Below are 18,342 nucleotides of genomic sequence, written 5' to 3'. Positions count from 1 at the left end.
TCAAAGCACCGGGCCGAGCATGGCGATGGCGTTGTTCCACAGCCGCCGGCGCCGGCTCCATTGAGCCACCGTCTGCGGCGTGACGGCCAGCGACTGGTCCAGGTACTGTTGCTGGCGTTCGCGCATGGCCTGTGTCAGCGCGGGGTCGTGGAACAGGATGTTGTTCTCGTAGTTCAGTTCGAAGCTGCGGCGGTCCATGTTGGCGGAGCCGATGAGGGTGATCTCGCCGTCCAGGGTCAGGGACTTGGTGTGCAGCAGTCCGCCGACATATTCGAAGATACGCACGCCGGCGGCCAGCAGGTCGGCATAGTAGCTGCGACTGGCGGCTGAGACGACCCAGCTGTCGTTGCGCGCCGGAAAGATGATGGTGGTAGCAACGCCGCGACGGGCGCTGGCGCATAGGGCCGCCTGGGTGGACTCGGCAGGCACATAGTAAGGGGTGGTGATGATCAGCTCGCGACGGGCGCTGTAGATCAGGGACTCGAACATCTCCGGCATCGCCGAGTAGCGTACCGTGGGTCCGGTGCCGATGACCTGCGCCGGCACGCCACCGTGCCGGCCCGGTGCCGGCGGCGGCAGCGGGCGATGCAACAGGGCGTCGATCTCCTCGTCCACATGGGCCATCCAGTCGGCGGCGAACAGGTGCTGGTTCTGCCGAGCGATCGGGCCTTCGAAGCGCATCATGGCGTCGACCCAGGGGGCATACCTGGCCTTGATCAGGAACGCGGGATCGGCGCAGTTCTGGCTGCCGCAGTAGGTGATGCGGTCGTCGATGATGACGATCTTGCGGTGGTTGCGCAGGTCGATGCGCCCGCGCACCATGCGCAGCAGCGGGTTGCCCACGGGCAGCGCCCGGGCCAGCCGCACCCCGGCGGCCGCCATGTCGGTCCAGTGCGCCGAGCGGATCAGGCTGCGCGAGCCCAGGTCGTCGGCGATGGCCCGGCAGGTCACCCCGCGTGCGGCGGCGCGGATCAGTGCCGCCGACACCTTGCGGCCGTTGTTGTCCGGCAGCCAGATGTAGAACAGCAGGTGGACGTGCTCCTTGGCCGCATCGATGTCGGCGACCAGGGCTTCGATGGTGGCGTCGGAATCCGCCAGCAACTCGGCGCGGTTGCCGCCGACGGCGCACAGCCCCGAGATGGAGTGGCCGACCCGGAACAGATGCTGATGGGCGGGTGGGATGCGCGGTTCAAGGCCGGTGGTCTCCCGCGCGGCCGCGGTCATGCCGTCGGCGGCGAACGGCGGCAACCGTGCCAGCACCTGGCGCATGCGTTCGACCCGGCGCCGGCCGATGTTGACCTCGCCCAGCAGCAGATAGGCCAGCATACCGGCCACTGGCAAGGCAATCACCACCACCACCCAGGCGATGCGCGAGGCGGGGTCGCGGTGTGGTCGCAACAGGACCCGCACGATGATGACGGCCTCGAGGCCGAGGTGCAGCGCCACGGCCAGTGCCGTGATCAGCAGGGAGTCATTCATTGGCTGTATCCTCGATGCGGCGGCGGCAGTATATCGCCCTTGCCGATGCGATTTCGGTTTCGCGGCCCAGGGAAATGCGGATTTATTCAGCATTTTCCGCGCAGGGCAGAACGCCCCGTCATTGATAGCGACGCAAGCCGTTAAAAATGAAGCGATGCGGAAAACACGTTTTCGAATCGCGTGCTGATTTTTGGCCTGGATCGGATCAGGGAGGCCAATGAATCTACGTCTCCCTTGGTGCCGGCCGTCCGCCCGGTTGCTGGCTGTTGTTGCGGACATGGTGCTACCATTTCCCGGTTCGTCGTCGCAACCGTCCCGGAGCGCTGCCATGTCGCAACTCTTGTACCAGGCCAACCCGTCCGTGTGGCGGACACATCCGTTCGGCACCCTGATCGCCTGGTTGCTGGTGCTGGGCGGCGGCTTCGTTGTGGCGACGGGCCAGATCCCCTACCTGACCCCCTTGCTGTACCAGTTGCTGCCCGGCCTGCAACTGCCGGCGTGGTTCGACCCGCGCCACCTGGGTATCGCGCTGATCGCTATCGGTGTGCTGCGCCTGCTGAGCTGGTGGTTTGCGGCCAAGTTCGACCAGCTGGAGATCCATGAGCGGGAGATCGTCTGGACCCACGGCTTCCTCAGCAAGAACTACACCGAGACCAACATGGCCTCGATCCGCACGGTGCGGGTGCATCAGTCGCTGCTGCAGCGCATCCTCAATGCCGGCGATCTGGTGATCTACACCACCGGCGACGAGCCGGAGCTGTCCATCAAGGGCCTGCCCCGGCCGGCGGAGATCCGCGAGCACATCAAGCGCCAGAGCAGCGGGGAGGCCTGAGCCCGTGGCGCCCGTGGTGTGCTGCGGCAGCCGGCGCCGTGACTGAGGGGCGTCCGGCCAGCCGCGCACCTGGCAACCCCGCTAGCCATGCGCCCGGCGGCCGTTCCGACTCTGGCAATGGTTCCGGCAATGGCTCCGGCAACCGGGCCGGCTGGGCGGCAGGGCTGGACCCGCGGTCGCGGGTGCTGCTGACCCTGGCCTGGGCACTAACCGTCGTCTCCCTGCAGGGCATCGGGCCGCTGGTCCTGGCGGTGGTGATCGGGCTGGTGCTGGGCCTGGCGCCTGAGTTCATGCCGGGTTTTGCGCTGAGCCGGGCGCCGGACAACCGCCGGTCGCCGTGGCAGACGGTGCGGCGGCTGTTGCCGCTGCAGCTGTTCATGCTGGTGCTGTTGCTGACCCTGCCGTTCAGCGTCGACGGCCCGACCCTGTTGCGCCTGGGCGGCTTGTCCGCCAGCACCGATGGGCTGATGCTGGCGCTGCACATCCTGCTGAAGGCCAACGCCGTGCTGCTGGTGTCCGTTGCACTGCTCGGACACCTGGAGCCGGCTCGCCTCGGGCACGCCCTGGCGCGGCTCGGTCTGCCGTATCGGCTGGCGCATCTGCTGCTGTTCACGGTGCGACAGATCCAGCTGGTCGGCGAGGAATACCGGCGCCTGCGCCAGGCCATGCGGGCGCGGGCCTTCACCGCCCGCACCGATCGCCATACCTGGAACAGCCTTGGCTGGCTGATGGGCATGCTGCTGGTGCGCAGCTTCGGCCGCGCACGGCGCCTGCACGATGCCATGCGCTGCCGCGGCTTCGATGGGCGACTGCGGCCATCGCCGTCCTTCGACGACGGTGCCGGATGGGCATGGCTCGATCGGGTCGTGCTGGCAGGCGTGCTGCTCGGTTGTGCCCTGCTGGTCATGCTGGACCGGATTCCGCTCGGCGTGTCCGCATGAACCTGAATCCGGACCAGGCTCGGCCGGATCCGTCGCGCTCGGATCGGCCCCGCCCCGAACTGCTCCGCCTGGACGCGGCGAGCTTCGGCTACGGCACCTCCGATATCTTGCGGCAGGTGGATTTCGCGCTGCGGCCGGGTGACCGGGTCGCGCTGGTTGGCCCCAACGGGGCTGGCAAGACCACGCTGTTGCACCTGCTGGTGGGGCTGTGTCGGCCCAGCCAGGGCAGGGTGATCGCGTTCGGCCGCGAGCGGCGCACTGAGGCGGATTTCCTCGCCGTGCGTGCCCGGGTCGGTCTGCTGTTCCAGCACAGCGACGACCAGCTGTTCTGCCCCACAGTGCTGGACGATGTCGCCTTCGGTCCGCTCAACCTGGGGCAGTCTCCATCGATGGCGCGGCAGACCGCGGAGCGCACGCTGCGGCAACTGGGGCTGGCCGACTACGCTGAGCGGGTAACGCATCGGCTGTCGGCGGGGGAGAAACGGCTGGTGGCCCTGGCCACGGTACTGGCGATGAAGCCGGAGGTGTTGCTGCTGGACGAACCGACCACCGGTCTGGACGAGGCCAGCGAGGCGCGCCTGATCGGCTACCTGTCCGGCCTGGAACAGGCCATGCTGATCGTGTCCCATGACCGACGCTTCCTGGAGCGGCTCGCCAACCGTGCGGTGGTGCTACGCGGCGGGCGCCTGTCCGAGGCGCAGTTGCACCGCCATCCGCATACCCACCACCATACCCACCTGCATCTGCACCTGCCGGGCGCCGATGGCGCCGACGACCTTGCCCATGGTCAAGACGGTGGAGCCGCGCCGGCGCATGGCGATCATCACGACGGCGAGTCCTCGCCGGGCTAGAAAACGGCTGCTGCGGCCGTGCTATAGTCCGGGCGTCGTGGGCCATACTGTCATTATCCGGCGGCGTTTCCGTAATCCGTCCACTCTGGAGGGTACATGTCAGCGAGGAACCGGCCTGATGCCGTAATGGTGTTCGGCACCTGTCTGATCGATCTGGTCGATCCAGAGGCCGGACTTGCCGCCATGCGCCTGATCCGTCGCGAGGGCATCCGGGTGCGCTTTCCCCAGGCGCAGACCTGCTGCGGCCAGCCGGCCTACAACTCCGGCTATCGTGCTGATGCCCGCCGGGTGGCGCGGCAGCAACTCGCCGCGCTGGCCGGTGACGAGCCGGTGGTGGTGCCGTCCGCCTCCTGTGCCGGCATGTTGCGACATCATTACCCCAGACTGTTCGCGGGCACTGCAGACCAGGCGTTGGCAGAGGCCCTGGCAGAACGGGTGGTGGAACTCTGTGATTTCCTGCATCGGGTGCTTGCGGTGCGGCTGGTGGATCAGGGACCGCCGGTGACGGTGGCGCTGCACCAGTCCTGCTCCGCACGCCGCGAAATGGCCGTGGCCCCGGCGGCAGCGGCCTTGCTGCGAGGCCTGTCACAGGTGACCCTGGTGGAGCCGGATCATGCCCACGAGTGCTGCGGGTTCGGCGGCACCTTCGCGGTCAAGGAGCCTGAGATCTCCGCCGCCATGGCGCTGGACAAGGCGCAGGCCGTGGCGGCCACCGGGGCCGAACTGCTGGTGAGCCAGGATTGTGGCTGCCTGGTTAACCTGGCAGGCACGGCGCAAAAGGCCGGTCTGGGTTTCCAGGCACAGCATATCGCCGATTTTCTATGGCAACGGACACAGCCGTAGCTGGCCTGAATAGCCGTGGATCCTGCGGCTCTTGTTCATCTTGGCTTTGGATCGACTCATTTCGTTTGCGGCTTGGAGAAACCCGGCAACGGTTACGGCCGAAAGTGATTAGCGCGGGATACCAGCCCCGCGCAGTCAAATGGTCCGGCTACGGTTGCAAGGTTCATGCTGCTGCGCGATACTCCACGCACATTTAAACGGCAGCACTGCTAACTTTGTAGGGAGTTCCCTGACATTTATTGCCGTCGGGCCTGCATGACCGTCCTGTTGGCCCCTATAGCCGCCTTCCAATGGCGTTGCAGAGATCTAGGGAAACGCTGATTTATTCTGCGTTTCCCGTGCGGGGCAGGGCGCCCAGCCATTGTCAACGGCCTAAGTCGCTGACATTGAAAAAATCAGGAAACCGCCTTTTCAGGCTGCGTGCTCAGTTTTGGCCTTGCTCGGAGCATGGAGGCCCTTTAGTCAGCGTGTGCCGTGCGGGACACGAGGACGCTCTATCTCCCAAGGGCGATGCATAGCGGGTCGCGTGGTTGCTGGGCCGAGGCAAGTTGTTTGATTCCGTAAGCACAGGGCATCCGAACGTTGGATATCGGCCGGTCAACGTGATGCCCATGGGCGGTCTTTTTCAGCGGACTTTGCCCGGCTCAGGTTTCATTAAAATTTTCAAAATGGTGTCTCAGATGGTTGGATCGCACAGTCGGCAAGAAAATCCACGCGAACCAATCTTTCGCGACCATCAAATCACGATCCGGACGGGTAACCTGATGCGGCATGTTGTCCTCACCCGGAGACAGCAACAGTACGCCGCCGCAGCCGTCGGCGCTCTCTTCTTGACCCTCGTAATCCTTGCCATTTCACTGCTCTCGAGCCTGGACGCATTGTCCGAAAGAGACCGACATGTTCGTACCCTTCAGGGGGTCGTCGCAGACGCCGAACTCCGCCATCGGGATGCGCTGGGCGCGGTGCTGACGACACTGGCGGAGACGCGCAACCGCTACGAATCCGAAGCCGACAATGTCGAACTGCTGGTCGGTTCGCTGACCTCCCGGGTGGATCGGTACCTGAACCTGTGGCAACAAAAACAGCTGCTCGCGGCGCAAAACGCCGAACTGTCGCGCCAGGTAGACGGTCTGCAGGGCGAACTCGCGGACCTGCGGGCGTACCAGGCGGAGATGTTCGCCTGGCTCAGGTCCACGATCGAGGAGCAGGCGAAGCGTCTGACCCGGAACCTCGAGGCAACGGGCCTCGACATCGACGCCCTGCTGCTGCAGGCGGCCCAGGCCGATGCCGACATGGACGGTGCAGGTGGCCCCTATCTGCCGGTGAACAGCAGCGAGCCGAGGACTGAGGTACCGGCCGACGTGCCGGGGCGTACCAACGCATTCCAGACGGTGGATGCGGCGCGACGCGTCCTACTCTTGACCAGTCTGGCGGAACACCTGCCCATCGGTTACCCGGTACAGAAGCGGCACCGGATGTCCAGTGGCTTCGGCCTGCGTACCGATCCGTTCAATGGGGGCCGCGCACGCCACGAGGGGGTCGATTTTGCCGCGCCCACCGGGACACCGATCCACGCCACGGGTGCCGGCGTGGTGGTGTTCGCCGGCCGGCGAGGGGGCTATGGCAAGGTGGTCGAGATCGCCCACAAGGGCAAGGCGGAGACTGTGTATGCCCATCTGCACAAGATCCTCGTCAAGCCGGGCCAGGAAATCAAGGCGGGACAGAAGATCGGCCTCATGGGCAATTCCGGCCGCAGTACCGGCAGCCATCTACACTACGAGACTCGCATCAACGGGCGGGCTCGCAATCCTATGACTTTCATCACGGTTGGGCGCAATGTTTACCAAGATATTAGGCAGTCCGAAAACTGAGGCCGAGGACACGTCCGCCGGGCGCAATGTCCCTAGCACGACTGCCCGCCAGCCGGCCGGACGCCGACCGGGCATTGCCGGGCGTGCGGCGGCACCCTCGGTGATCAGTGCGGACATGCACATCGTCGGTGATGTGCGCACCCAGGGTGATGTGCAGATCGACGGCACCGTGGACGGGGAACTGTCTGCGGCGCATATCACCGTGGGTGAATCCGGCTCGGTCAACGGCGAAGTGGTCGCCGACAGCGTCGAGATCTGGGGCAAGATCGCCGGGCATGTGCACGCCAACGACGTCTCCTTGAAGGTGGGTGCGGAGGTCTACGCCGACATCGTCTACAAGGCCATCGAGATCCCGCGGGGGGCGTTGGTCGAGGGGGCGTTGACGGTGATGGACGGTACTTCGGCACAGCGCAACCGCTCGGCGGTGCTGACCTACTCCAAGGAGAGCGCCTACGCCGAGATAACCCGCACCAGCGTACGCCAGACGGAGACGACCTCGGCCTATGTCAAGGGCGACATCGAGAAATAGCCTGGCGCAGCCGCCGGTGCCGCGGCAAGAACGGGTAGCGCCGCCGATGCGCCCGCTTCGGGCAGTCGGGCCGACAGTTTCCATTGCAAGGACCAGACGAGCCTGATGACTACGCAAGTAGCCGACACGGAACAACGCGTCAACGAGGCGCTGTCGAGCCTCCGGGCGGAGATCGCTCCGCTCATGATGCAGAAACGCGTGGACGACGATGCGGACAGTCGCGTCATCCCCATCCTGGGGGCCCTCGCCTGGCAGGTGAAGGCCTGGACCCGCGAGGCGGAACGGGCGCTTTGGCTGGTCGCCGAGCGGCAGCGAGACCCCTCCGCAGCACCTGAACAGACGGCGGGCCAAGCCTCGGCGCCGGGTACCGACAATGCAGTCTACGGCGCCCTCGCCGAGACCGTTGCGGAACAGGCGGAGCAACTGCTGACCAGCGTCAAGCGTTTTGCCGCCGAAGTAGATGCCTCCAGCGGTATTGCGGACGTCACCGAGGCCCTGGTCTCGGTAAAGGAGCAACTGGTCGAGGCGGGCAAGGCCCTGGATGCGGTTGCCGGTGTGCTCGATGCCGACCGGAGTGATGCAGCGGCGCAACCCGCCCATTATGGCGACGCCGGTGACGATGCGCTGACCATGCGCACCGACGGGCGTCCATCCGCCCCCGCGCACAGAACGGACCGCCGTCCGGCGGACGACAAGGGGACCAAGACGGACGACAGCGAGCCCGAACCGGCGGAGCGCGGACGGGTCGCACCGCAGGTCGTCAACAGCGACGCGGTTCGGCGGGTCCAGCAGATCAAGGCCGTACATGAGGCGGCGGCAGTTCGCGAGGAATTGCTGCTGCTGCGGCGCCAGGTCCGGCTGGGATTCACCCTGGCCTTTCTGCTCATTATCGGGCTCGCCGCGCTCATGCTCTGGCGTCAGGGCTCGCCTGTCGATGCCGCCACCGGGGTCGGGAACAGCGGCGATGCGCACAAGATAGCCTCATCGGACACGGCGATCGGCAGCGACGGTACCGCCGCAGAGTGGAATGCGTCCCGTGCCACCGACTCGCCGGATATGCAGGTGGCTGAATCGTCTGATGATCTGGCATCTGGCGCAGAATCCAGGGCGGAATCTGAGTCAGTTTCCGGACAGGCCGCCACCGACAAGTCGGTATCCACCATGGCGGCAACAGCCAAGGTGAGCGATCAGGCTGAAGTCGGCGCGGCTGCGGCCCCGGCCACAGAGGCGAATGCAGAAATCGCGCAGGCCTCAGGCAACTCTGCCGGCGACCGTCTGGCCCGTTCGCCTGCGGCCTTCCGAGGCGCTGCTGTCGCCTCACCGCCGTTTAGATCTGCAGACCAGCCCGCGGGGCTGGAGTCCAAGGCTGCGGTAGAGGGCACGGCTGCCGCTTGGGGTCTGGCGCTGGACCCGTCCTTATTGCTGGCATCACCGGACGATTTGGTAACGCCTGAACCCGAGGAGCCGATCGCGGATTGGATCGCGAAGCTGGAGGACCGGCTGGAACAGATCGAGAAGGGAGAGGCCGTCGCGGCCGCCTCGGCCGATGGTATCGATGCCGCACCGGCGGCCGCTGCCTGGCAAGCCGGGGCTAGCGAAAATTCCACCACCACAGAGGGCGACGCCATCGGTGGCCGAACCGGGGATAACACCGGTGGCAAAACCGGCAGCCTGTCCGGCGATGAGGCCATTCGCAAAGTTGGTGCTGCCGACACGGTCGCCGCCCCCGCCGCCTCAACAGGGCCAGTCAGTGGTGCTGAAGGCGAAACCGCGACTGAAGCGGAATCACCGACTTCAGGCACGGCCTCTGCCTCGGCATCTGGCGCCGCCGCAGAGACCGACGCGACGGTGACGCAGGACGCGGCATCAGCCTCGAAAACAGTAACCACACAGGCCGATGCGACCGACGCTGTGCCACGGCCGATACAACAGCCAGAACCGCCCCCGCCCGCGATCGAAACGGTGGTTGGCGGCACGGAAACAGCACCGGAACTGCCCGGTCTGAAACGGGTCCGGCTAGAGCAGTCGGGTTTTGCCGTTCAGCTCGGCAGCTTCAAGACCTCCGGCGATGCGCTGACCTTCCTGCGCCGGTGCGGTCTCGAACCCGACCGGCTTTATGTTCGGGCCCTCGCCAATTATCATACGGTGCTGCTCGGGGTGTACCAGGATCGCACCGCGGCCAATACCGCGCTGTCTGCGCTGTCGGACAAGCTGCAATCGAACAAGCCATGGGTCATCGGCGTCGAACCGACGGCCCGCCTGTACCAGGCGAGCCGCTGACGCCGTTGACCTGAGCGGCCGGCGCCCCGTGGGTCTCCTGTTTCGGATACCCCCGGGGTGTCGGCCGCTGTCGTTATCAGGAAATCTCTTTATGCTGGATCCCAGACTGCTGCGTACCGAACTGGCCACTGTTGCGGCCCAACTCGCGCGCCGCGGCGTCACCGTCGATACGGCGCAGATCGAAGCGCTGGACGCCCGTCGCAAGGAATTGCAGACGCAGGTGCAGGAACTGCAGAACCTGCGCAACACGCGCTCAAAGGCCATCGGCAAGGCGAAGGCGGCGGGTGAGGACATCGAGCCCTTGCTGGAGGAGGTGGCCTCCTTCGGCGATCTGCTCAAGGCCATGGACACCGAGCTCGGCGAGCTGCAGGAGCGCATGCGCGACATCGCCCTCGGCCTGCCCAATGTCCCCGACGCCAGTGTGCCCGACGGGACGGGCGAAGACGACAATCGCGAGGAGCGGCGTTGGGGGGAGCCCCGGCAGTTCGCGTTTCAGCCTCGAGATCATGTCGACCTGGGCGTGCCCGCCGGCTGGATGGACTTCGACGCCGCAGCCAAGCTCACCGGGGCGCGTTTCGTGGTATTGAATGGCCCGCTGGCCCGGCTGCATCGGGCGCTGATCCAGTTCATGCTCGATGTCCACGGCAACGAGCACGGCTACAGCGAGACCTATGTGCCCTATCTGGTCAATGCCGACAGCCTGACCGGCACCGGCCAGCTGCCGAAGTTCGAGGCAGACCTGTACAAGGTGCCGGGACAGGGTGAACGGGACTTCTACCTGGTGCCCACCGCCGAGGTGCCCGTGACCAATCTGCTGCGTGACGTCATCGTCGACGCCGACCGGTTACCCTGCCGCTGGGTGGCCCATACGCCCTGCTTCCGCAGCGAGGCCGGCTCCCACGGCAAGGACACCCGCGGCATGATCCGCCAGCATCAGTTCGAGAAGGTGGAACTGGTGCAGGCGGTGCGCCCGGAGGATTCGTTTGCAGCCCTGGAGATACTGACCGGGCATGCGGAGTCGATTCTGCAACGCCTGGAGCTGCCCTATCGCGTTGTCAGTCTGTGCACCGGCGACCTGGGCTTCTCTGCGGTGAAGACCTACGACCTGGAGGTCTGGCTGCCGGGGCAGGGGCGCTACCGGGAGATCTCCTCCTGCAGCAATTTCGGTGATTTCCAGGCGCGCCGTCTGCAGGCCCGCTGGCGCAATCCGGAAACCGGCAAGCCGGAATTGCTGCACACCCTGAACGGCTCCGGGCTGGCCATTGGCCGCACCCTGGTGGCGGTGATGGAGAACTACCAGGAGGCGGACGGCAGCATCCGGGTGCCGGAGGTGCTGCGGCCCTACCTCGGCGGCCTGGCGTTGTTGAAGGCACCGACGAGCGCCTGACCGCGCCGTCACATCCTTGCAGCCGACGCCGGGGTCACAGGCAACGGCGTCAGGCTGCAGCATCAGTTCCGGCCGTTGAACAGCAGTCTGGCTACGTCCTCGAAGTGGCTGACGAAATGCACCGTCAGGCCTTTGCGGATGTGCTCCGGAACCTCGTGGAATTCGCCTTCGTTGTCCGCCGGCAGCAGGATTTCCTTGATGCCGGCGCGGCGGGCGGCGATGAGCTTCTCGCGCACCCCGCCGATGGGGAACACCTCGCCGGTCAGCGTCAGTTCGCCGGTCATGGCGATGCGCCGGGCGGGCTTGCCGAGGGCCAGTGACAGCAGTGCCGAGGCCATGGTGATGCCGGCGGACGGACCGTCCTTGGGGGTGGCGCCGGCGGGTACATGCAGGTGGATGAAGCCCTTCTCGAAGAAGGCGGGGTCCGCGCCGAAATGCACCGCGTGGCTCAGGATGTAGCCGTAGGCGATCTCGGCGGATTCCTTCATCACGTCACCCAGCTGGCCGGTGAGCTTGAAGCCGCGGTTGAACTCATGGGTGCGCACTGCCTCAATGGACAGGGTCGCGCCGCCCATGGCGGTCCAGGCCAACCCGGTGATCACCCCCGGGCCGGTGAGCTTGCGCTCGTCGCGGAACACCGGGCTGCCCAGGTATTCCTTCAGGTCCTCGGGTGCGACGCTGATGGGTGTCGGCTCTTCTTCCAGCAGGCGCACCGCGGCCTTGCGCACGATCTTGCCCAGCTGTTTTTCCAGCCGCCGAACCCCGGCATCGCGGGCGTAGCCCTCGATCAGCGCGCGCAGCGTCCGGGTGCCCACCTTGACGGCACCCTTGTCGAGTCCGGCCCGGTCGATCTGGCGCGGCAGCAGATATTTCTTGGCGATGGCCAGCTTCTCGGCGGCGATGTAGCCGGACAGCTGGATCACCTCCATGCGATCGAGCAGCGGACCCGGGATGCTGTCGGTCTGGTTGGCGGTGCAGACGAACAGCACCTTTGACAGGTCGAAGCGCAGATCCAGGTAATGGTCCAGGAAGTCGACGTTCTGCTCCGGGTCGAGCACCTCCAGCAGGGCCGAGGCCGGATCGCCATGGTAGCTGGCGCCGATCTTGTCGATCTCGTCCAGCATGATCACCGGATTGGCGGTGCCGGCGTCCTTCATGGCCTGGATGAACTTGCCCGGCATGGCGCCGATGTAGGTGCGCCGATGGCCCTTGATCTCGGCCTCGTCGCGGATGCCGCCGACGGAAAAGCGGTAGAAGCGCCGGCCCAGGGCGTTGGCGATGGAGCGGCCGATGGAGGTCTTGCCGACACCCGGCGGGCCGACTAACAGGATGATGGACCCGGCAATCTCGCCCTTGTGGATGCCCACGGCGAGGAACTCCAGGATGCGCTGCTTGACGTCGTCCAGACCATAGTGGTCCCGGTCCAGCACCCGTCGCGCCCGTTTCAGGTCGAGCTTGTCCTTGGAGTGCTTGCCCCAGGGCAGCAGGGTGATCCAGTCCAGATAGTTCCGGGTGATGGCGTATTCCGGTGATCCGGTCTCCAGGATCGCCATCTTGTCCAGTTCCTCGTCGATGCGCTTCTGCGCCTCTTCCGTCAGGGTCAGCTTGGCGATGCGCTGCTTGAACTTGTCCAGCTCCGCGGTGCGGTCGTCCTTGGCGATGCCGAGCTCCTTCTGGATGGCCTTCAGCTGCTCCTTCAGGAAGAATTCCCGCTGCTGCTTGTGCATCCGCTCTTCCACCGAGGCGCGGATCTTCTGCTGGGCGCGGGCAAGCTCCAGCTCGTTGTTCAACAGCACCAACACCTTTTCCATGCGCTTGAGCAGCGCCACGGCCTCCAGCACCTCTTGCAGTTGCTCCTTGCTGGAGGTGGTCAGGCTGGCGGCGAAGTCCGCCAGGTGTGACGGGTCGTCCGGGCCGAAGCGGTCGAGGAACATCCGCAGCTCTTCCACGTACAGCGGATTCAGCGGCAACAGTTCCTTGATAGTGTTGATGACGGCCATGGCATAGGCCTTCACCTCAGGCTCCGGTTGCGGTTCCGGCATATAGGTGACCCGGGCGGAGAAGGGCGCCGTGTCATCGACGATGCGCTCGATGCGAAAGCGCTGCAGGCACTCCACCAGCACCTGCAGCTTGCCATCGTCCTCGTTGACGCGGTGCACGCGACAGGCGGTGCCGACGTCGTGGAACTCGCCGGGGGTCGCCCCTTCGGAGGTCTCGCCGCGCGTCAGGATCACGCCGAGGATCTTGTGCTCGGTCTTGCCCACAGCCAGCAGGGTGTCGCGCCAGTGGTTCGCGTCCATCAGTAGCGGCACCGCCTGGCCGGGAAAGAACGGCCGGGCCGCCACCGGCAGCAGCGGGATCAGTGCCGGCAGCACCTCGTCGGCGCGGGCCAGCGTGGTCTCGGGTTCCTGCGCCCGCTCTGACTCCTGGACTGGCTCCTGAGCTGGTTCCTGTTCTGGCCCCTGATCCTTATCCTGATGCATCTGTTTCTCCCTCTGCCGGACCTTGCCGGTACTTGCTGGCTGATTCGCCCGCTGATTTCAGGGTTGGCAGCGGTGTTTGCAACCGTCGGCGCGGACAGTGCCTTCAGGGATCCTGTCAGGGACCTTCCAGTGCGTCGGCCTGTCTCGCTGGTGGGGGCTGATGTAGCGCATTCGCGAGCCGGACATAGTCCGCCACGGCAAGGCTTTCGGCACGTGCGCCGGGATCGATGCCGCAGTGCTGCAGCTGCTCGGTGGTTGCCAGGCCGCTCAGGGTGTTGCGCAGGGTCTTGCGGCGCTGGCTGAAGGCCGCGGCGACAATCCGTCGATGTAGCGCCGGATCATCCACCGGATGGGGCAGGGGGCGATGCGGGATCAGCCGCACCACCGCGGAGTCCACCTTGGGCGCCGGCGTGAAGGCGCCGGGACCGATGACAAACAGACGCTCTGCCTGGCACCAGGTCTGCACCATGACCGACAGCCGGCCGTAGGTCTTGCCGCCGGGCTCAGCGCAAAGACGGTCCACCACCTCCTTTTGCAGCATCAGGTGCATGTCCTCGATGCAATGGGCCTGATCGAGAAAGCGGAACAGCAGCGGAGTGGAGATGTTGTAGGGCAGGTTGCCCACCAGCCGCAGGCGAGGCCCCGAGTCCCCGGCCCCCTCCGGATCGCCGCTCAGGCCGCACAGGTCGAAGGTCAGGGCGTCGGCGTTGTGCACGCGCAGGCGGCCGAGACCGCCGAGCCGCTGCGCCAGGGGCGCTACCAGGTCGCGGTCCAGTTCGATGACGTCCAGCGCCCCGGCCGCCTGCAGCAGGCCCTCGGTGATGGCCCCGCGGCCCGGGCCGATCTCCACCAGGCGCTGCCCGGGCAGGGGGGCGACGGCGTCGATGATACGGCGAATGCTGCCCGGATCGTGCAGAAAGTTCTGGCCGAAGCGTTTGCGTGGGCGGTGTTCCATGCTGGCGGTGATTACGGCGCGTGCGCCCTGTCCACTGCGACCAGATCAGTCGTCGTGGCGTTTGGGCCCGCGGCGGCGATCCCGCGAATCCTGTCTGCCCGCCGTGCGGCTGCGGTCATCGAAACGGCCCTCGCCGCTGCGGGATCCCTTCGCTCGCGCGCCGAAGTCATCCTTCGGTGCCTGGAACCGCCGCGGCGGCCGGCGCTGGTCGTCCGCCTTGCCAAGGAAGCTGATGCGCAGGGCCTGTCCGCGGACATAGACGCGCTTCAAGTGCTGGAAGGTCTCCTTCGGCATGCCGTCCGGCAGGTCGACGATGGAATGATCGCCGCGGATGTCGATGCGGCCGATGTTGCGGCCCTGGATGCCGGCCTCGTTGGCGATGGCGCCGACGATCTCCCGTGGGGAGACGCCGTGATCGTGACCCACCTCGATACGGTAGCTTGCCAGCGGTGCCGCGCCATCGTCCCGCCGCGGGCGCCGGTCATCACGTCGGTCGTCGAATGCGCGCCGGTCACGCTCGCCGCGCTCGGCCCGAAAACGATCATGGCGGAAACGGTCACCGCTGTCTCGCGCGGATCTCGGGCGGTCGTCGTTCCGGTCCCGACGCTGGTGGCGATCCGGGCGCCGCTCGGGGCGCTGGGGCGGGGCGGGCAGTTCCTCTACCTCAAGCGGTCGCTCGCGCTGCAACTGGAACGCCAGGGCCGCGGCGATGTCCAGCGGCTCCAGTTCCAGGTCGCCGGCCAGGTCGCTGACCACCCGGTAGTGGAAGTCCAGGTCCTGTTCGGCCAGGGTGCGGCGCAGGTCCGCGGTGAAGCGCTCGATGCGCGAACTGCTGAGCTCTTCCGCCGATGGCGGCTCCATGCGGGCGACCCGGGCGCCGATGGTGCGTTCGATGGCGCGCAGCAGCCCCCGTTCGCGCGGCTCCACCAGCAGGATGGCGCGCCCTGAGCGGCCGGCACGGCCGGTGCGGCCGATGCGGTGCACATAGGTCTGGGGATCGGTGGGGATGTCGAAGTTGACCACATGGGTGATGCGCTCGACGTCGATCCCGCGTGCCGCCACATCGGTGGCGACGACGATGTCCAGCCGTCCGCTGCGGATGCGCTCCAGGGTGCGTTCGCGCATCTCCTGGGTCATGTCGCCGTGCAGTGCCTCGGCGGTGAAGCCATGCGCCTTGAGCTTGTCGGCCAGCTCGGTGGTGGCGTGCTTGGTGCGCACGAAGATCACCATGCCGTCGAAGGGTTCGATCTCCAGGATGCGGGTCAGCACGTCCAGCTTGTGGAAGCGCGTGACGACGATATGCTGCTGGTCGATGGTCGCCAGCGGGCGCGTGCCGCCCTCCACGCGCACCTCCACCGGCTCTTGCAGTCGGGTGCGGGCGACGCGCAGGATCGCATCCGGCATGGTCGCTGAGAACAGGGCCACCTGGCGTGTGGCGGGGGCGTGGTCGAAGATCCAGTCGATGTCTTCGGCGAAGCCCATGTTCAGCATCTCGTCCGCCTCGTCCAGCACCATGGCCTGCAGGCCGGTCAGCAGCAGGGTGCCGCGGCGCATGTGGTCCATGACGCGCCCGGGGGTACCGACGATGACGTGCGGGTGATGCTTGAGCTGGCGGATCTGCAGCGTGTAGCTCTGGCCGCCGTAGATCGGCACCACATGGAAGTTGGGCAGGTGCTGGGCGTAGCGTTGCATGGCCTCGGCCACCTGCAGCGCCAGTTCGCGGGTGGGGGTCAGCACCAGCAACTGCGGCAGTTCCTGGGCAGTGTCGATGCGGCTCAGCAGCGGCAGAGCGAAGGCGGCGGTCTTGCCGGTGCCGGTCTGCGCCTGTCCCAGCAGGTCACGCCCCGCCAGCAGATGCGGAATGCAGCCTGCCTGCACCGGTGTCGGCGCCTCGTAGCCTAACTCCGCCACGGCGCGGGCCACGGCGGGTGCGAGACCAATGGTGGTGAAGGACGCGTTGTCCGGGCGGCCTATCTGATCGGACGGCTGATCGGACGCCTGATCGGCGCTCAGCGCGGGCGTCTGGACGGACGACGGGGTGGACGTTCGGCCGGACGCGTCAGTCGGCAGGGTGTCCGTAGTCGTGGCAGTGGAGTCCGGAGTGACCGGATGATCGGTGGAAGGCACTTGTTCGGGCATGGATGTCTCGGCAATGGGCGGTTGCGCACCGGCTCGGGCGGGCACTCGGGCAAGCGCTCGGGTAGGTGGCGTCGCGGAATAACCTGTCAGTATCTGACTGTCGCCGCAGCAAGGCAAGCCATTTCGCTGGGCGTCCTTGCCTGCCACCTGAGCCCGCCACCTGAGCCCGGCATCCGAAGCCAGTATTCGAAGCCGGTATTCGAAGCCGGTGGCGGGGCCGGCTGCGATCCGTCATGCCGCTGCGTGTCCAGTTCTGGTAGGGTTGCGTGCAATACAGACCGAACCCACCTTCTGCCGGAGTCGAACCCGCAACGGCGACCGCCACGACGATCGACGTCGACCGCTCAGCGAAACGCGACCCGCGCAAAAGGCCTGCTCAAAGGATTATCCCGATGACTACGAACGCATCCAGCACCGGCCTTGCGGTGCCGAGCCGTCGCCTTGGCCGTCTGTGGCACCTTGGCCGGGCGACCACCGACCTCGCCGCCGGTATCGGCGTGCGCGGCATGATCGACATGGCGCGCAACGGCGGTCGCACCGACGGCAGGATCCAGCTCAGCCCGGCGGCCACCAAGCGCTTTACCGACCGGCTGGCCAGGATGCGCGGCGCGGTGATGAAAGTGGGCCAATTGATGTCCATGGACGGCACCGACGTGTTCACGCCGGAGGCCGCGGAGATCATGGCCACCCTGCGCGACCGCGCCGAAGCCATGCCCATGAGCCAGCTCAACCGGGTGCTCACCTCGGAGCTGGGGCGGGACTGGAACAAGGCCTTCCGCCGCTTCGAGTTCCAGCCCATCGCCGCGGCGTCCATCGGCCAGGTGCACCGGGCGGAGACCCGCGACGGCCGCCGCCTGGCGCTGAAGATCCAGTTTCCCGGCGTGCGCGAGAGCATCGACAGCGACATCGACAACCTTGGCTTTCTGGCCCGCAATCTCGGCATGATGCCCAAGGGTATCGATCCGCAGCCGCTGCTGGACGAGGCCCGGGTGCAGCTCCACCGTGAGGCGGACTACGAGGCCGAGGCGGCGTCCATGATGGACTACCGGGCGCTGGTGGGGGAGGATGCCGACTTCTTTGTGCCGCGGGTGCATGCGGACCTGTCCACCAGCCGCATCCTGGCCATGGATTTTGCCGACGGTGTCCCCATCGATCGGCTGGCCGACGGCCGTTACCGGCAGGCGGAGCGCGAGCGTGCCGCCACGCTGCTGACCCGCCTGATGCTGCGCGAGCTGTTCGAGTTCGGCCTCGCCCAGACCGACCCCAACTTCGGCAACTTCCTGTACGACGCGGACTCCGGGCGCATCGTCCTGCTGGACTTCGGCGCCACCAACACCATCCCGTCGACCTTGGCGGAGAGCTATCGCCTGCTCTCGCGCGCGGCCCTGGAGGACGACGCGGCGGGCCTGAGGCAGGCGTCGGTGCAGCTCGGCTACATCGGCGAGGAGGATCCGGAGGACAAGGTGGCGGCCCTGATCGAACTGATCCGGCTGTCCAGCGAGATCTTCGCCGCCGACGGGCCCTACGACTTCGGCACCTCGAACCTGTTCGAGCGGGTCTACACCCGCGGCCGGGACCTGTTCCTGGATGACGCCTTCACCCGCATGCCGGACCCGTCCAGCATGTTTCTGCACCGGAAGTTCGTCGGCGTCTTCATGCTCTGCCGTCGCCTGCGAGCGCGCATCGACTTCCGCGACATGCTGATGCCCTATCTGTCGGCCCGGGATCAATGCGCGAGCTGATCCAGCCAAC

The 18,342-nt window shown here is 66.6% G+C and carries 13 protein-coding genes; 9 read left to right on the top strand and 4 right to left on the bottom strand.

All coding sequences use genetic code 11. The features are described 5' to 3' along the window. Window positions 1-1,479, bottom strand: a complete 1,479-nt coding sequence (gene cls / locus F2Q65_RS07385; RefSeq protein ID WP_150091957.1) for a cardiolipin synthase — start codon at window positions 1,477-1,479, stop codon at window positions 1-3. Window positions 1,480-1,807: 328 nt separating this feature from the next. Between cls and F2Q65_RS07380 the strand changes: the two genes are divergently transcribed. The 8 genes from F2Q65_RS07380 (at window position 1,808) to serS (ending at window position 11,013) form a co-directional block, all read left to right on the top strand. After that, entirely contained in the window at window positions 1,808-2,311 is a 504-nt protein-coding gene (locus tag F2Q65_RS07380) for a PH domain-containing protein (protein WP_150091955.1), read from the top strand. A 38-nt stretch (window positions 2,312-2,349) separates the two neighbouring features. Next, complete coding sequence (locus F2Q65_RS07375) at window positions 2,350-3,252, top strand: energy-coupling factor transporter transmembrane component T family protein (RefSeq protein WP_246156041.1); 903 nt, start codon at window positions 2,350-2,352, stop codon at window positions 3,250-3,252. Next, entirely contained in the window at window positions 3,249-4,103 is an 855-nt protein-coding gene (locus F2Q65_RS07370; protein WP_150091953.1) for an energy-coupling factor ABC transporter ATP-binding protein, read from the top strand. Before F2Q65_RS07375 ends, F2Q65_RS07370 begins: the two co-directional genes overlap by 4 nt. 96 nt (window positions 4,104-4,199) lie before the next feature. Continuing rightward, window positions 4,200-4,946 carry a (Fe-S)-binding protein gene (locus tag F2Q65_RS07365; RefSeq protein WP_150091951.1) on the top strand — a complete coding sequence of 249 codons (747 nt, stop codon included), beginning with the start codon at window positions 4,200-4,202 and terminating at the stop codon, window positions 4,944-4,946. 611 nt (window positions 4,947-5,557) lie between these two features. Next, entirely contained in the window at window positions 5,558-6,817 is a 1,260-nt protein-coding gene (locus tag F2Q65_RS07360; protein WP_170265594.1) for a M23 family metallopeptidase, read from the top strand. Then, a complete protein-coding gene (locus F2Q65_RS07355) occupies window positions 6,783-7,346 on the top strand; it encodes a bactofilin family protein (RefSeq protein ID WP_150091947.1) in 564 nt (187 codons plus the stop codon). Before F2Q65_RS07360 ends, F2Q65_RS07355 begins: the two co-directional genes overlap by 35 nt. 255 nt (window positions 7,347-7,601) lie before the next feature. Then, window positions 7,602-9,626, top strand: coding sequence for an SPOR domain-containing protein (locus tag F2Q65_RS07350; RefSeq protein WP_170265590.1), 2,025 nt, complete (start codon window positions 7,602-7,604; stop codon window positions 9,624-9,626). Window positions 9,627-9,717: 91 nt separating this feature from the next. Next, entirely contained in the window at window positions 9,718-11,013 is a 1,296-nt protein-coding gene (gene serS / locus F2Q65_RS07345) for a serine--tRNA ligase (RefSeq protein WP_150091943.1), read from the top strand. Window positions 11,014-11,075: 62 nt separating this feature from the next. On the opposite strand, the gene lon is transcribed toward serS, so the two are convergent. The 3 genes from lon to F2Q65_RS07330 all read right to left on the bottom strand — a co-directional run bounded on the left by lon (window position 11,076) and on the right by F2Q65_RS07330 (window position 16,590). Continuing rightward, window positions 11,076-13,496, bottom strand: coding sequence for an endopeptidase La (lon, locus tag F2Q65_RS07340; RefSeq protein WP_150091941.1), 2,421 nt, complete (start codon window positions 13,494-13,496; stop codon window positions 11,076-11,078). A gap of 115 nt (window positions 13,497-13,611) precedes the next feature. Beyond that, window positions 13,612-14,451, bottom strand: a complete 840-nt coding sequence (gene rsmA / locus F2Q65_RS07335) for a 16S rRNA (adenine(1518)-N(6)/adenine(1519)-N(6))-dimethyltransferase RsmA (protein ID WP_211353983.1) — start codon at window positions 14,449-14,451, stop codon at window positions 13,612-13,614. 45 nt (window positions 14,452-14,496) lie between these two features. Continuing rightward, window positions 14,497-16,590, bottom strand: coding sequence for a DEAD/DEAH box helicase (locus tag F2Q65_RS07330; RefSeq protein ID WP_150091937.1), 2,094 nt, complete (start codon window positions 16,588-16,590; stop codon window positions 14,497-14,499). A gap of 392 nt (window positions 16,591-16,982) precedes the next feature. Here F2Q65_RS07330 and F2Q65_RS07325 point away from each other — a divergent pair, with 392 nt between their 5' ends. Further along, entirely contained in the window at window positions 16,983-18,332 is a 1,350-nt protein-coding gene (locus F2Q65_RS07325) for an ABC1 kinase family protein (RefSeq protein WP_150091935.1), read from the top strand. Window positions 18,333-18,342 lie beyond the last annotated feature (10 nt).

Origin of the sequence: Thiohalocapsa marina (genome assembly GCF_008632335.1) — a bacterium.
Taxonomy (GTDB): domain Bacteria; phylum Pseudomonadota; class Gammaproteobacteria; order Chromatiales; family Chromatiaceae; genus Thiohalocapsa; species Thiohalocapsa marina.
Note: the sequence above shows the minus strand (reverse complement) of the source record. Positions and strands in the feature narration are given on the sequence as shown.

What these genes read in the sequence shown, in the direction of transcription:
- F2Q65_RS07360 (WP_170265594.1), top strand. Translation starts at nt 5,558, where the DNA reads ATGGGCGGTCTTTTTCAGCGGACTTTGCCCGGCTCAGGTTTCATTAAA.
- F2Q65_RS07330 (WP_150091937.1), bottom strand. Translation starts at nt 16,590, where the DNA reads ATGCCCGAACAAGTGCCTTCCACCGATCATCCGGTCACTCCGGACTCC.
- lon (WP_150091941.1), bottom strand. Translation starts at nt 13,496, where the DNA reads ATGCATCAGGATAAGGATCAGGGGCCAGAACAGGAACCAGCTCAGGAG.
- F2Q65_RS07325 (WP_150091935.1), top strand. Translation starts at nt 16,983, where the DNA reads ATGACTACGAACGCATCCAGCACCGGCCTTGCGGTGCCGAGCCGTCGC.
- F2Q65_RS07355 (WP_150091947.1), top strand. Translation starts at nt 6,783, where the DNA reads ATGTTTACCAAGATATTAGGCAGTCCGAAAACTGAGGCCGAGGACACG.
- cls (WP_150091957.1), bottom strand. Translation starts at nt 1,479, where the DNA reads ATGAATGACTCCCTGCTGATCACGGCACTGGCCGTGGCGCTGCACCTC.
- F2Q65_RS07365 (WP_150091951.1), top strand. Translation starts at nt 4,200, where the DNA reads ATGTCAGCGAGGAACCGGCCTGATGCCGTAATGGTGTTCGGCACCTGT.
- rsmA (WP_211353983.1), bottom strand. Translation starts at nt 14,451, where the DNA reads ATGGAACACCGCCCACGCAAACGCTTCGGCCAGAACTTTCTGCACGAT.
- F2Q65_RS07370 (WP_150091953.1), top strand. Translation starts at nt 3,249, where the DNA reads ATGAACCTGAATCCGGACCAGGCTCGGCCGGATCCGTCGCGCTCGGAT.
- serS (WP_150091943.1), top strand. Translation starts at nt 9,718, where the DNA reads ATGCTGGATCCCAGACTGCTGCGTACCGAACTGGCCACTGTTGCGGCC.
- F2Q65_RS07380 (WP_150091955.1), top strand. Translation starts at nt 1,808, where the DNA reads ATGTCGCAACTCTTGTACCAGGCCAACCCGTCCGTGTGGCGGACACAT.